The sequence below is a fragment of the Halomonas sp. 5021 genome (genome assembly GCF_036663435.1).
Lineage (GTDB): Bacteria > Pseudomonadota > Gammaproteobacteria > Pseudomonadales > Halomonadaceae > Vreelandella > Vreelandella janggokensis.
This window is the reverse complement of record NZ_JAXOVU010000003.1, coordinates 91,205-105,265: the sequence shown is the minus strand read 5'-3', so window position 1 is coordinate 105,265 and position 14,061 is coordinate 91,205. Positions and strand designations below refer to the sequence as shown.

The window sequence follows — 14,061 nt, the reverse complement described above, 5'->3', positions numbered from 1 at the left end:
CGCCTAGAATGGTTCGCCTGACGAGTAGGTTCCAATGGCTTGAACGATAGGCATAAGGCGGGAGACAGCTATGTTTCATGGCGGACTGTTAGTCGCGGTATCACTTGTGTATATCGCGGTGCTATTCGCTATTGCCTGGTACGGCGACCGCCGCGCTCGCATGGTCGGATCAAGCCGCCGTCGCCCCATTATCTACAGCCTGGCACTGGCGATTTACTGCACCTCCTGGACCTTCTATGGGGCCGTGGGCCAGGCAGCGACCGCCGGATGGTCGTTTGCCAGTATTTTCGTGGGGCCCGTACTGACCTTTTTACTGTTCTGGCCCGTGCTTGCGAAAATGATTCGCGTGGCCAAGCATCAGAACGTCACCTCCATCGCCGATTTTATTGCCTCGCGCTACGGTAAAACGCAATCGCTGGCGGCGTTCGCCAGCCTTGTCGCCCTGGTCGGCACACTGCCCTACATAGCGCTGCAATTAAAGGCCGTCTCGACGACCTTCAGCGTGCTGACCGCCGAAGGCGACATGACCAACACGCCGCTGTTTGGCGATACCGCTTTTTATGTCGCCGTGGTGATGGCAATTTTTGCCATTCTGTTCGGGACGCGACATACCGACGCCACCGAGCACCACGAAGGCCTGATCCACGCTGTCGCCTTCGAGTCGATGGTTAAACTGCTCGCCTTCGTGGTACTTGGCGTGTTTGTCACCTGGGGCATGTTCGACGGATTGGGCGAGTTGATGGGCTACGCGGAGACCCAGCTGGAACTTCAACGCCAACTGGCCAATCAGGATTTCGGTCAAAGCTTCTGGGCTCAGACACTGCTGGCGATGCTGGCAATACTCTGCCTACCCCGTCAGTTTCACGTTGCAGTGGTTGAAAACACCCATTCCGATGATGCGACAAAAGCACGCTGGCTGTTTCCGCTTTACCTGATCGTGATCGCGTTTTTTGTCGTGCCGCTGGCCGCCGCCGGCTTGATGATGTTTTCCGGCTCATCGGTTGAGCCCGACACCTATGTGCTGGCGCTGTCCATGGCCTCCGGCCATGAGTGGCTCACCCTGCTGACGTTCATCGGTGGCTTTTCTGCCGCCACGGGTATGGTCATCGTTGCGGCCGTCGCCGTGTCGATCATGATCTCCAACGAGATCGTGATTCCGGCACTGTTCCGGTTGCGCTGGTTCGACACCAAGGCCCGCGATTATGGTCGGCTGGTGCTGCGTGCCCGGCGGCTGACCATCGTCGCCGTCTTGGCGATGGCTTACGGCTTCTATCAGATGATCGCCGAGTTCACATCGTTGGCGTCGATTGGCATGCTGTCCTTTGCGGCGGCAGCCCAGTTTGCCCCTGCGCTGATCGGCGGCCTGTACTGGAAGCGCGGTAACCGGCTGGGCGTCATCGTGGGCATGAATGCCGGCTTTGCCATTTGGGTCTACAGCCTGCTCATGCCCGCCATGATCAGTGCTGATGTGCTGCCGGCCGACTGGCTTGACGGTGGGCCCCTGGGGCTTGCATGGCTGTCGCCTACGGCGCTGTTTGGCCTGAACCTGGGCGACAGCTTCACCCATGGGGTGATGCTTTCCCTGGGGGTTAACCTGTTCAGCTATATCTTCATCTCCCAGGTCACGTCCCAGCGCGTGGTCGAGCGTATTCAGGCGTCGCTATTCGTCGATAGTGTTGAAACCCGCCAAACCTCGATTAACCGCCCCTGGACCGGAGCGACCACGGTGGGCGACTTGAAGGTGCTCTGTGAACGTTTCCTGGGTGCTGACCAAGTGGACCGCGCTTTTGAAGACTACGCGCGACGCACGGGGAAACCGCTGGATGACAGTACTCGAGCCTCTATCGATGTTATCCAGTTCACGGAGCGCTTCCTGGCCTCAGTGCTTGGGGCGTCTTCAGCGCGGATCGTGGTCAACTCCGCGCTGCAAGGCCGCGGCATCGGTATTTCCGACGTCATCTCGATTGTCGATGAAGCCTCCCAGGTGCTCGAATTCAACCGCGCGCTGTTGCAGGCCACCATCGAGAACATCAACCAGGGCATCAGCGTTGTCGATCAGAACCTGCGGCTGGTGGTATGGAATCAGCGCTACCTCGAGCTGTTTCGTTTCCCTGATCACCTCATCCGTGTAGGTGCGCCGATGGACCGCATTTTCCGCTATAACGCCCACAACGGCGAATACGGCCCCGGCGACCCTGAGGAACACGTCCAGCTGCTGCTCGACAACATCCGCGACGGTCAGCCCCACCGCTACGTCCGCTACCGCCAGGATGGCAGTGTGCTCGAAGTCCAGGGCAACCCGATGCCCGGCGGCGGTTTCGTCTATACCTATCAGGATATCACCCAGCAGAAACGCATCGAGGAAGCGCTGATCCGATCCGAGAACAATATCCGGATTTACACCGATAACGTTCCTGCCCTGATCGCCTATTTCGATAAAGAAGGACGTTACCTGTTCACCAACCGTGCTTATGAACAGGCCTTTGGTATTGATCGTAATGCCGTGATCGGCAAACGCTACGAAGACGTGCTGCCCACACGCCAGGCCCAGGAAAGAGCCCCCTGGGTGGCCCTTACCCTGGGCGGTGAACGAGTCAGCTTTGAAGTCGCCATGCAGATGAGCGACTCCATGCGCCACATGCTGGTGACCTATACCCCGCACTTCGGTGACAGCCAGTCCATCCTGGGCTTTTTCGCCCTTTACCAGGACATTACCGAACGCCGTCAGGCGGAAATCGCGCTCAAGGAAACCAACGAAACCCTGGAAGAGCGTGTCCGCGAACGCACCCAGGCGCTTTCCGAGGCCAATGCGGCGCTGCGACAGGAAAACCGCGTACGTGCCGAAGCCGAGCAGGCGCTACGCCAGGCAAAGCAGCTGGCCGAGGATGCCAACGCCTCGAAGACACGCTTCCTGGCCGCGGCCAGTCACGATCTGCTCCAGCCGCTGAATGCCGCGCGCCTGTTCACCTCGGCGCTGATGCAAAACGTCAGCGTGCCGGATACCCAGCGCACCATTGGCCATATCGATAATTCACTTCAAGCGGCGGAAGAACTCCTCAGCACACTCCTGGATATCTCCAAGCTTGACGCCGGGGCTCTGACACCGCGCCGCAGTCACTTTGCGCTGGCCGACATTTTTCGACCGTTGCGCGCCGAGTTTGAAGTGATGGCCGATGAGCGAGGGCTGGACCTGGTCGTGGTACCTACCCAGCAATGGGTCGACTCGGATCCGCAGATGCTGCGACGTATTGTGCAAAACTTCCTGTCCAACGCGATTCGCTATACCCAGGAAGGCCGTGTCTTGCTCGGCTGTCGCCGTCAGGGCGAGCGACTGGTGATTGAAGTCTGGGACAGCGGTCCAGGCATTCCCGACTCGAAGCTGAGCGAGATTTTCCAGGAGTTTCGTCGCCTGGACCAGGTGTCACGGCACAAAGAAAGTGAAAAAGGCCTTGGGCTTGGGCTTTCCATCGCCGATCGCATGAGTCGTGTGCTCGATCATCCGATCAAGGTCCGCTCATGGGAAGACACCGGCACTGCCTTCTCGGTCAGCGTTCCGCGCGTTGAAGCCAGCGAAACCCGCGTTGTCGACCAGGATCAGGGACCGCGTCGCACGGGTAACAAACTGGCGGGTACCCGCATCGTATGTATCGACAACGAAACGCTGATTCTCGAGGGCATGACCGCCATGCTCAGCGGCTGGGGGTGCGAGGTGTTCACCGCCACCAGTATCGGTGGCGCCAAATCGATCCTGCGCAACATGGACGGCGACCCGGATGCCATCCTGGCCGACTACCATCTGGACAACGAGGTCACCGGCCTGATGGCCCTGGAAGCCCTCAGCGAGCGCCTGACCAGCGCCGTCCCCGGCATCGTGATTACCGCTGACCGCACCGAAGCCGTGGCCGAGGAGGTCAAGCGCGCCGGGTATCAGTTGCTGCTCAAGCCCGTTAAACCGGCAGCCCTGCGTGCACTACTGACCCGCACACTTCAGGCCAGCCGGGCCAAACCGTGACCGTTGCAAGAACTTAAACGACGACGCCGCGCTCGTTATACAAACAGCGCGGCGTCGAATAAGGCGAACGGAGAAGGGTTACCCCAAGTGTCGTTATGACTCGACCTTGGGCGGCTCGACTTCCAGCTTCTGCGCTGCAATCACGGCTTGCGTGCGCGAGTGTACGCCCAGCTTGCGCAGAATAGCTGTCACATGCGCCTTGATGGTCGCCTCTGACACATTGAGCTCGTAGGCGATCTGCTTGTTCAGCAACCCTTCGGTGAGCATGTTGAGTACTCGGAACTGCTGCGGGGTCAGCGAGGCAATCGCTTCGGCAAAGCGCGATTCTTCTTCGCTGGTTTCTTCCAGAACGCCAGCCAATGCCTCGGGTAGCCACACCTCGCCCTGCAAAATCTCGCTGACTGCTTCAGCGATCAACTGCAGCGACGAGGACTTGGGAATAAAGCCTGATGCGCCATAATCGATGGCACGGCGCACGACGTAGGGCTCGTCGCTGCCGGAGACCACGGCCACCGGGATATCAGGCATTTGCCCACGTAGTTGGATAAGCCCCGAAAAACCGTGGGCGCCCGGCATGTGCAAATCCAGCAGAATGAGGTCAGCATCCGGGTGTCGGTTGACCACCTCCGTTGTCGCCTCCATGGTATCGGCTTCCACGATTTCTGCCTGCGGGGCCAGTTGGCGCAACGCCTGGGTGAGTGCTGCACGAAACAGCGGATGGTCGTCTGCGACGATAAACTTGTGGGCTACTGCCATGGATATTCCTCCGGTTCCTCAAGCAGCGGGGTTTGCTGCTGCCGCGACGCTAGGCTCATACGGTTAAAGCATGGTACCCCATGGGCTTCGCCATGCCCAAGCGTCATATGCACAATTTGTAATGGATTCTTCATCGCGCTGAACAAAGCAGTGCCGGCACGATGGCCGGCACTGATCGTCATGGCCCTTGGGAAGCAGGCCAACACTCAGCCTGTTCTTTATCACCTGCCCCATCGCGGCAACAACGGGGCCAAGTGAACGGGCTATTGATTTGCGCGATGTTCGATCAATTCATCCACTACCGAAGGATCGGCCAGCGTACTGGTATCCCCCAAACCGTCGCATTCATTGGCGGCAATCTTGCGCAGGATACGGCGCATGATCTTGCCCGAGCGGGTTTTAGGGAGGCCCGGCGCCCACTGGATGACGTCCGGTGAGGCAATGGGGCCGATATCCTTGCGCACCCACTGGGTCAACTCTTTTTTAAGCTCCTCTGTCGGGTCAATCTCATCGTTCAGGGTCACGTAAATATAGATACCCTGACCCTTGATATCATGAGGGAAGCCGACCACCGCAGCTTCGGCAACGGCGGAATGAGCTACCAGCGACGATTCGATCTCGGCAGTCCCCATGCGGTGGCCCGAAACGTTAAGGACGTCGTCAACCCGGCCGGTGATCCAGTAATACCCGTCTTCATCACGACGACAGCCGTCACCGGTAAAGTACATGTTGTCGTAGGTGGAGAAATAGGTCTGCACGAAGCGATCATGGTCGCCCCAGATTGACCGCGCCTGACCGGGCCAGGCATCCAGGATGACCAGATTGCCTTCGGTGGCGCCTTCGAGCAGGTTGCCCTCGTTATCCACCAGCGCGGGCTGTACGCCAAAGAACGGCTTGGTCGCCGACCCCGGCTTGAGCGGCGTCGCACCGGGAAGTGGCGAGATCATGATACCGCCGGTTTCGGTTTGCCACCAGGTGTCCACAATCGGGCATTTTTCGTTACCGATGACCCGGTAGAACCATTCCCAGGCTTCAGGATTGATGGGCTCACCCACCGAACCGAGCAGGCGCAGCGAATCGCGTTTGCTTGAGTCCATGACATTGTCGCCGTGGGCCATCAAGGCACGCACCGCGGTCGGTGCGGTGTACAGAATATTGACGTTATGCTTGTCGACGATGTCGCCCATACGGCCATGGGTCGGGTAGCTGGGCACGCCTTCAAACATCAGCGTGGTGGCGCCGTTGGCCAGCGGGCCATAGACGATATAGCTGTGCCCGGTAACCCAGCCCACATCGGCGGTGCACCAATAGACTTCGCCGTCCTGATAGTCGAAGACGTACTGGTGGGTCATCGCCGCAAAGGTCAGGTACCCGCCGGTGGTGTGCTTGAGCCCTTTGGGTGCGCCGGTGGAACCCGAGGTATAAAGAATGAACAGCGGGTCTTCCGCGCCCATCGCTTCGGGCTTGCATTCGGTTGACTGCTTGTCGACCAGGTCGCTAAACCACAGGTCGCGACCTTCTTTCCATTCAATCTCGCCGCCGGTGCGCTTGACCACCAGCACGTTCTGGCAGACGTCGGTGCCTTCCCGGGTCAGGGCGGCGTCGACGTTGTCTTTCAGCGGTACCTGCTTGCCACCGCGCACCGACTCATCGGCGGTAATCACCAGCTTGGAATCAGCCCCGATAACCCGCTGGGCCACGGCGTCGGGCGAGAAGCCGCCAAAGACGACCGAATGCACCGCACCGATACGCGCACAGGCCAGCATTGCCATGGCGGCTTCGGGAATCATCGGCATATACAGGGTGACCGTGTCGCCTTTACCGACCCCCAATTCCTTCAGGCCGTTGGCCAGCTGATTGGTGCGTTCGTAAAGCTCACGATAGCTGATGTGTTTGGAATCATTGGGATCGTCGCCTTCCCAGATGATCGCGGTCTGATCACCACGTTTTTCTAGGTGTCTGTCCAGGCAGTTGGCGGCAACGTTGAGCTGGCCATCTTCAAACCAGCGAATATCGACATTGTCACGCGCGAAGGAAGTGCTCTTGATCTTGGTCGGCGCCTTGATCCAGTCAAGCCGCTTGGCCTGCTCAGCCCAAAAGCCTTCCGGATCGTCTACCGACTGCTGGTACATAGCCTGGTAGGTGGCTTCGTCAGCCCACGCGTTGGCGGCGATATCCTCGCGCACCGGATAGACGTTCTGCTGTTCGCTCATGAAATTGCCTCTGTCCGTGGAAATGCACTCTCTGAAGGAATGTAGCCGATATTATTTTTTACGTTACCGGCACCACATAATGTCACCCTAGCATAAACCTCTCGGCCCGGCCTTCCCTTTAGACATTGGTATTAACGTTTTTAGCATTAATTACAATAACTTATAGCAAACAATCAGGACGTCATCCAGCACAGTAGACCAAGGTCTCAGCACAATGACGACATCGATAGCGACGACCTTTTACGACCAAAGCATGACGCCGTGGCGTCAACTGGTAATCTCGGCAACCGCACCGGTAGCGATAAGGGGCCGGTTGCGCACGCGCCACATTGAAGCGATGCGTTACCTTGGGCGGCAATCCAAACAGGTCTTGCATCACGGTTTTCCACTCGCGCCCATGGGGCTTCAAGCGGGTTCCATCGGCGAGGTGAAACACCAGCCAGTGGGCCATTTCATGAGGGATAACCTCGTCAAAAAACGCGCAGCGGTTTTCATCCAGCAGCACCGGGTTGAACCTTAATCCGCCGCGGCCAAGGTGCGCCTGCCCGGCAGAAGCACCGCGCAGGTCAAACCATACCCCAGGACACGGGAGTTCTGGATAGACCTCGCGGCAGCGCTGCCAAGCATGCTCGACGCGCTCGCGGGCAGCCTGGTGCAATGCGTCTGTCGTCAGGGCCGCAAGCGTTGCATCGGGCCAGGGGGGGAGTGGCGTGGTCGTCATTAGTGATAAACTAGCCGTCATTGTGTCATTTTGACTGTTTGTTTCCGCTGCTCATTGATGAGGCTCCTTATGCCAGCGCGTCCCCATTCGCCCGAAGAGGCGACTCCGCCACAGCCGCTGCTTGACGATGAACAACTCGATAGACTGGACGACTTTCTCGCGTCGGACCGGGTCGATGAAGATGCTCTGGATTTGATTTCGGCGCATGGATTTCTGGTCGCACTGGCCGTGGGCCCCAGCGAAGTGCCGCCTACCCAATGGATCGCCGAGCTGTTCCATGGCGAACCCCGCTACGTCGACGAAGCGCAGCGCGACGATATTATCCACCTGCTCACGCTGCTACGCGATAATGCCATGGCGGTTCTCGAGCAGGGCGGCTTGCCTGAACTGCCTTTCGAACTGACCCTTGCCGGTATGCCCGCCGAAGAGACGCCCATCGGTGATTGGTGCGCCGGGTTCATGGAAGGCGTGTTCTGCGATGAGAGTGCCTGGTTCCGGGATGACGAAGAAACCGCGGCCACCCTGCTGCTGCCTTTCATGCTGCTGTCGGGGCTGTTTGACGACGAGCCCGATATGGCCGACATGGCTGGCGACCTCGAGCGCCAGGAAGCCCTGGTGACCCAGTTACCGGAGCTGGTGCTCGACCTTTACCTACACTACCGCGTGCCACCAGAAACCACCAAGCCCAAGCCGCGCCGTAAAACGCCCGCCAAGGGCAAACAGCGGCGATAAGTCACTTGAGCCGGGTCACCAGGGCATCCAGCAGTCCATAGACCCATTCCTTGGCGCGCTGCTTCCAGGGCCGCGCCGCCCAGGCGGCAGCGTCCACCTCCTCGCTGGCGGCGAAGTGGCCCTCGAAAAGCTCGCGCACTTGTTGAGCAAGGCCTGGATCCTCCACCTCCTGGTTCGCTTCGAGGTTCCAGTGCAGATTCCAATGGTCGAAATTGCACGACCCGATACTGACCCACTCGTCGGCCAGCACGAATTTAGCGTGGATAAATGTCGGCTGGAACTCATAGATACGCACCCCGGCCTTGAGCATCGCCTGATAAAAGCGCTGCCCGGCATAGCGCACGCCGGGGTGATCGTGCTGGGCCCCTGGCAATAGCAGTCGAACATCGACACCGCGCCTGGCGGCGCGCACCAGCCGTCGGCGCAAGGGAAACGTGGGCACGAAATAGGGCGTACACAGCCACAGTTGTTGCGTCGCCTGCCCTACCCGTTGATGCAGCGAATGACGAATGGCCTGGTAGCGATAGCCCCTCGCCGACATGACTCGCCCACGCACGCCGTCGGCAAGATAAGGCGGTTTGCGCTGAACGGGCAGCGGCTGGCTGCGCGCCTGCGACTTATCGGGGCGCGTCAGCCGTGACCGCCACAAACGTCTGAACAGGCCTTCCCAGTCCGCCACCACCCGACCTTCAACCCGCACCGCAATTTCGTACCAGGCATCGAGAAACTCATCGACCGCGCCAAAGCCGCCGGTGAACGCCAGTTCTCCATCGACCACCACGATCTTTCGATGGTCGCGACTCAAGTTGCGTGCCAGGGAGTGAAAGCCGAGCGGGTTAAAAATGCGCAGTTGGATGCCCGCGTTGACCAAGCGACGTCGGTCCTGGCTCGACAAGCCCATCGAGCCAAACCCATCCAGCAGCAGACACACCGTTACCCCACGATTGACCGCCTGGACGAGCGCCTCGCTAACCCGGTCTGCCAACCTGCCTGACTCCATCAGATAGAGCTCTACCAGCACATAATGCTGGGCATGATGAATAGCCTCGAGCATTGCAGGTAGAAACCGCGACGCTTCAGGAAGCAGGGTAAAGCGGTTGCCTTCGCACCAGATCGGCGACATTCCCCCCTCCTTGGTCCTCATTAGCGCGTCAGGGCGCGATGGACATACATATCGTAGCGACTGGTTTTGCCTTCCAGCGTGTGCTGGGGTGAAGGTCCGTCAATCGGCGGCGCCTTGCGTGGTCGCTTGACCACCACACGGTGAGTGGCCACATCCAAAGCCGCTTCCAGCAGGCGAGGCGCATCATCATCATCGCCCGCCAGCTCGCGAAACAGGCGCATCTCTTTTTTGACCAATGCGGATTTTTCACGGTGGGGAAACATGGGGTCCAAATGGACAACCTCGGGATTAAAGTCAGCGTCAGCCACCAGCGCGGCCAATGCCCCAGCGGCATCCCCATGGCGCAACGTCATACGTGCGGCAATGGGCGCGGTGTCGACCGAGTTGGCTGCACGGGCCAAACCATCGGCAAGCAGGGCGGCAATCGCCGGGACGCGCTCGATCATCAACACCGACGCCCCCAGGCTTGCCAGCACAAAGGCATCGCGGCCCAGACCGGCCGTGGCATCAACCACGTATGGGTCGCAACCCTTGTTCAGACCACAGGCCTTGGCCACCAACTGACCACGTCCGCCGCCAAATTGACGCCGATGAGCAGCCCGGCCCGCCACAAAATCAACACTGAGAGGTTTGCCGAACTGCCGCTCATCGCCGGTCAATACCAGTTGCCCATCACGGTAGGCAAGCATTAACCCGGCGGGCAGTTCACCGACATCGGGCAGTGTCATGCGGGCTTTTTCCACGCCACCTGGTTGCGCAGATAGACCGGCTGCACGGCGTGGGCTGGCTGCCCCAGACCAACCGCGAAGTCCCGGGCGGCCAGCCAGGCCATTTCCTCAGCACGCGGCTCCAGGTCGGTCAGGTGCTGCGTCATCGCCGCCTGCAAGGGTGCGCTGAACTGCTCCCAACGTGTAAAACCGGAACCGATACCGACCCAATCGGGTTCTTCGTCAGGCAGAGTTACCGCATCAGGCGCCATGACCGCCTCGGCACTTTGAAGGCGCAAGCTGTCGTGCAAACAGTGCCACGTCGCCACATAAACTTCTCCCATACGGGCATCCAGCGCGGTGACAACATGGCGCAAGTGATAGCGTCGGTGGGCCTGGAGTGCCAGCGCTTCGAGCGTGGAGATACCCAGCAACGGTCGATCCAGCCCAAATGCCAGGCCTTGCGCTGCCCCCGCTGCGATACGCAGCCCGGTAAACGAACCGGGGCCGCGACCGTAGGCAATCGCATCCAGCTGGCTTGAGGTAACCTGGGCGTCGCCCAACACCTCATCGACCATCGGCAACAGCCGCCGGGTATGCGCACGCGGTGTCATTTCAAAGCGCGCAACACACTCGCTGTGGTCGGCGTCCTGACGCAGCAAGGCAGCGGAGCAGGCACTTGAAGAGGCATCGAGGGCGAGAAGATATAGCGACATAGCGATTCAGCACTCGTGAGAAGTAGAGAGGCATTATACCTTTGCCTTGCGCATACGACGATGACCCGCACTTGGCGGGCCATCACGTATTGGCTCGTGCTTGCCTGGGGCGCCCTAACTCAGCGCTTCGGTGACCTGACGCGTAATATCATCCACGCTTCCAACCCCTTCAACGCGGTGGTATTGCGGTGCCGCCTCGGGGTCTTCCTTAGCCCACTGCTGGTAATAATCGACCAGCGGTGCCGTTTGATCATGATAAACCGCCAGCCGATTACGTACAGTAGACTCCTGGTCGTCCTCGCGCTGAATCAGCGCCTCGCCGGTCACGTCATCCTTGCCCGGCTCTTTGGGAGGATTGTGCTCCACATGATAGACCCGCCCAGACTCAGGGTGAACGCGCCGCCCCGCCAGGCGGTTAACAATTTCCTCATCGGGAACGGCAATTTCCAGCACGTGGTCAAGCTTGACGCCGCCTTCTTTCATGGCATCCGCCTGGGGAATGGTGCGTGGGAAGCCGTCGAACAGAAAGCCATTTTCGCAGTCGGGCTGGTTGATGCGCTCTTTGACCAAGTCGATAATGATATCGTCGGACACCAGGCCACCGCTGTTCATGATCTCTTTGACCTTGAGGCCCAGCTCACTGCCATCCTTGATCGCCGCGCGTAACATGTCGCCGGTGGAAATCTGGGGAATTTTATAACGCTCACAGATGAACTGAGCTTGAGTCCCCTTCCCCGCACCGGGGGCACCCAACAGGATTAAACGCATGGCTCTGCTCCTTGAATAATAGAAATGCAATAAATCAATCAGCCGACAATAACCGTGCCTCTAAGGCGACACAACTACCCAAAAGCCTGAAAGCATGGTTGTGAAGGCATTTTTTTAAATAAAATCAGCCAAGTGACGCCCAACCTGTACTTTGGTCGCCCTTGTGTTCAAACAAAGGAGGCCCAAACACGAGCGGCGCCCTGACGGACGCCGCTCGCAAGACCCTCCATTGCCACTTACAGCAGTAGACGGCGAATATCGGTCAGGACATCCGCAAGGAACGCGGTAAAGCGCGCTGCATCCGCTCCGTTGATCGCACGGTGGTCGTATGACAGCGATAGCGGCATCATAAGCCTCGGCTGGAAGGCACTGCCATCCCATACCGGCTTCATCTGGGACTTGGAAACACCCAGAATGGCCACTTCCGGTGCATTGACGATAGGTGTGAACGCGGTACCGCCAATCGAGCCCAGGCTCGAAATGGTAAAGCACCCACCGGTCATCTCGTCACGCTTGAGCTTTTTGGACTGCGCTTTCTTGCCAAGCTCAGCCATCTCCTTGGCAATCTCAATCAGGGATTTCTGGTCGGCGTTACGCACCACCGGGACCATCAAGCCTTCTGGCGTGTCCACCGCCACCCCGATATGCACATAGTTCTTCCATACCAGCGTTTCGCCGTCACCTTTCAGGCTGACGTTGAACTGCGGGAATTTGCGCAGTGCGAAGGCACAAGCCTTGACCATGAACGGCAGCGGCGTCAGCTTCGCGCCCTGGGCCTCGGCTTCTGCTTTCATGGACTTGCGGAAGTTCTCAAGCTCGGTGATATCCGCTTCGTCGAACTGGGTAACGTGGGGCACGTTGAGCCAGCTGCGATGCAAATTGGTCGCGCCCATCTTGAGCAGACGACCCATCGGCTTCTCTTCCACCTCGCCAAACTGGCTGAAGTCAACTTCCGGGATCGGCGGTATACCTGCGCCACCGGTGGCAGCGGGCGCTGCACCCGCCTGCGCTTTGCCCTGATTGGCAATGGCCTGTTTCACATAGGCCTGAACATCTTCTTTCAACACACGGTCTTTCGGGCCACTGGGCTTGACCAGCCCCAGGTCAACACCCAGTTCGCGTGCCAGCATGCGCACGGCGGGGCCAGCATGAACCAACTTGCCATCACGTGGCTTGTGCGATGCCATCTGCGCTTCGGGGCTGGGGGTGCCAGCAGGCGACTCGGCAGATTTGGCACTGGATGGGCTGGCGCTCTGCGGCTGGGCTTTTTCAGGGGCGGCCTTTTTCGGGGCTGCCTGCTTGGCACCCGCGACTTCAATATAGCCGATTACATCGCCTTCGGAGACCGTGTCGCCCTCTTTGACGGTCAGCTCAAGGAGCTTGCCTTTGTAGGGGCTAGGGACATCCATTGACGCCTTGTCGGATTCCAGCGTGATTAACGGGTCTTCTTCGTTGACCTCGTCTCCGGCCGCTACGCCAATTTCAATAATCGGTACGTCAGAGGAGCCGGACAGGTCCGGTACTCGAATCTCTTTGCGCGCCGGCTCACCGCTAGCAGCTTCTTCTGGCTCGTCATGCTGCTCAGCCGCCGCTTGTGGTTCGCTGCTGGCCTGGCTGGACGTCTGCTCGTCGGCCGTGTCTTCGGCGTCGTCGCCTTCACCGGCGATTTCCATTTGCCCAATGACATCGCCTTCAGAGACCGTATCACCTTCTTTCACGCTGAACGAAACGATCTTACCGGTATGAGGACTCGGCACGTCCATGGAGGCTTTATCGGACTCCAGAGTGATCAAGGTATCTTCGGCGTCAACTTCATCGCCTTCACCCACCGCGACTTCAATGATTTCGACGTTATCCGAGCCACCCAGATCGGGCACTTTGATATCCACGGTCTGCTTGCCGCCGGACGCCTTCTTGGCGGCAGGCTTCGAGGGTTCCGGCGCAGGTGCTTTGGAGGGGGCTTCGTCCTGCTGGCTGCCGGATGACTCAGCGGGAGAGGCGTCGCTTTCACCCCCGGCGTCGCCACCACCTTCGACTTCCAGCTCGACGATATCGTCACCTTCAGAGACGCTATCGCCCTCTTTGACCAGCACCTTTATGACCTTCCCCCCTTTCGGAGCCGGTACGTCCATGCTGGCTTTATCGGATTCGAGCGTGATCAGGGTGTCTTCTGCTTCAATGACATCGCCTTCCGACACCGCAATCTCGATGATTTCGACATCGGTATCACCACCGATATCGGGAACTTTGATGATTTCGCTACTCAAGGTCGCGCTCCTTTAAAATCGGATCGAGCCGGCGGGCATTTGCCCG

Annotated in this window: 10 protein-coding genes; 2 read left to right on the top strand and 8 right to left on the bottom strand. The window is 59.3% G+C overall.

All coding sequences use genetic code 11. The annotated features are described in order from the left end of the window. Positions 1 to 70: 70 nt before the first annotated feature. Positions 71 to 4,012 carry a hybrid sensor histidine kinase/response regulator gene (locus R3F64_RS07330; protein ID WP_085917099.1) on the top strand — a complete coding sequence of 1,314 codons (3,942 nt, stop codon included), beginning with the start codon at positions 71 to 73 and terminating at the stop codon, positions 4,010 to 4,012. A gap of 93 nt (positions 4,013 to 4,105) precedes the next feature. On the opposite strand, the gene R3F64_RS07325 is transcribed toward R3F64_RS07330, so the two are convergent. The 3 genes from R3F64_RS07325 to R3F64_RS07315 all read right to left on the bottom strand — a co-directional run bounded on the left by R3F64_RS07325 (position 4,106) and on the right by R3F64_RS07315 (position 7,702). After that, on the bottom strand, positions 4,106 to 4,768 hold the full coding sequence (locus R3F64_RS07325; RefSeq protein ID WP_066318388.1) for a LuxR C-terminal-related transcriptional regulator: 663 nt from the start codon (positions 4,766 to 4,768) through the stop codon (positions 4,106 to 4,108). Between the two features lie 263 nt (positions 4,769 to 5,031). After that, positions 5,032 to 6,981, bottom strand: coding sequence for an acetate--CoA ligase (acs, locus tag R3F64_RS07320; protein ID WP_268901924.1), 1,950 nt, complete (start codon positions 6,979 to 6,981; stop codon positions 5,032 to 5,034). Positions 6,982 to 7,162: 181 nt separating this feature from the next. Then, entirely contained in the window at positions 7,163 to 7,702 is a 540-nt protein-coding gene (locus tag R3F64_RS07315; protein ID WP_085917278.1) for a SprT family zinc-dependent metalloprotease, read from the bottom strand. A gap of 69 nt (positions 7,703 to 7,771) precedes the next feature. On the opposite strand from R3F64_RS07315, the gene R3F64_RS07310 reads away from it, so the two are divergent. After that, positions 7,772 to 8,434 carry a YecA/YgfB family protein gene (locus R3F64_RS07310; protein WP_176243601.1) on the top strand — a complete coding sequence of 221 codons (663 nt, stop codon included), beginning with the start codon at positions 7,772 to 7,774 and terminating at the stop codon, positions 8,432 to 8,434. A 1-nt stretch (position 8,435) separates the two neighbouring features. On the opposite strand, the gene R3F64_RS07305 is transcribed toward R3F64_RS07310, so the two are convergent. The 5 genes from R3F64_RS07305 to aceF all read right to left on the bottom strand — a co-directional run bounded on the left by R3F64_RS07305 (position 8,436) and on the right by aceF (position 14,015). Continuing rightward, positions 8,436 to 9,557 (bottom strand): phospholipase D-like domain-containing protein, encoded by a 1,122-nt coding sequence (locus tag R3F64_RS07305; RefSeq protein WP_332610668.1) that lies wholly within the window; start codon positions 9,555 to 9,557, stop codon positions 8,436 to 8,438. Between the two features lie 20 nt (positions 9,558 to 9,577). Then, on the bottom strand, positions 9,578 to 10,285 hold the full coding sequence (locus tag R3F64_RS07300; protein ID WP_085917094.1) for a class I SAM-dependent methyltransferase: 708 nt from the start codon (positions 10,283 to 10,285) through the stop codon (positions 9,578 to 9,580). Beyond that, a complete protein-coding gene (gene tsaB, locus R3F64_RS07295; protein ID WP_264823631.1) occupies positions 10,282 to 10,980 on the bottom strand; it encodes a tRNA (adenosine(37)-N6)-threonylcarbamoyltransferase complex dimerization subunit type 1 TsaB in 699 nt (232 codons plus the stop codon). The genes R3F64_RS07300 and tsaB overlap by 4 nt, the downstream gene beginning before the upstream one ends. 114 nt (positions 10,981 to 11,094) lie before the next feature. Then, positions 11,095 to 11,748: an adenylate kinase gene (adk, locus tag R3F64_RS07290; protein WP_085917092.1), complete on the bottom strand. Its 654-nt coding sequence runs from the start codon at positions 11,746 to 11,748 to the stop codon at positions 11,095 to 11,097. Positions 11,749 to 11,984: 236 nt separating this feature from the next. Beyond that, complete coding sequence (aceF, locus tag R3F64_RS07285; RefSeq protein WP_264823632.1) at positions 11,985 to 14,015, bottom strand: dihydrolipoyllysine-residue acetyltransferase; 2,031 nt, start codon at positions 14,013 to 14,015, stop codon at positions 11,985 to 11,987. Between the last annotated feature and the right edge of the window lie 46 nt (positions 14,016 to 14,061).

What these genes read in the sequence shown, in the direction of transcription:
- R3F64_RS07330 (WP_085917099.1), top strand. Translation starts at nt 71, where the DNA reads ATGTTTCATGGCGGACTGTTAGTCGCGGTATCACTTGTGTATATCGCG.
- R3F64_RS07325 (WP_066318388.1), bottom strand. Translation starts at nt 4,768, where the DNA reads ATGGCAGTAGCCCACAAGTTTATCGTCGCAGACGACCATCCGCTGTTT.
- acs (WP_268901924.1), bottom strand. Translation starts at nt 6,981, where the DNA reads ATGAGCGAACAGCAGAACGTCTATCCGGTGCGCGAGGATATCGCCGCC.
- R3F64_RS07315 (WP_085917278.1), bottom strand. Translation starts at nt 7,702, where the DNA reads ATGACGACCACGCCACTCCCCCCCTGGCCCGATGCAACGCTTGCGGCC.
- R3F64_RS07310 (WP_176243601.1), top strand. Translation starts at nt 7,772, where the DNA reads ATGCCAGCGCGTCCCCATTCGCCCGAAGAGGCGACTCCGCCACAGCCG.
- R3F64_RS07305 (WP_332610668.1), bottom strand. Translation starts at nt 9,557, where the DNA reads ATGTCGCCGATCTGGTGCGAAGGCAACCGCTTTACCCTGCTTCCTGAA.
- R3F64_RS07300 (WP_085917094.1), bottom strand. Translation starts at nt 10,285, where the DNA reads ATGACACTGCCCGATGTCGGTGAACTGCCCGCCGGGTTAATGCTTGCC.
- tsaB (WP_264823631.1), bottom strand. Translation starts at nt 10,980, where the DNA reads ATGTCGCTATATCTTCTCGCCCTCGATGCCTCTTCAAGTGCCTGCTCC.
- adk (WP_085917092.1), bottom strand. Translation starts at nt 11,748, where the DNA reads ATGCGTTTAATCCTGTTGGGTGCCCCCGGTGCGGGGAAGGGGACTCAA.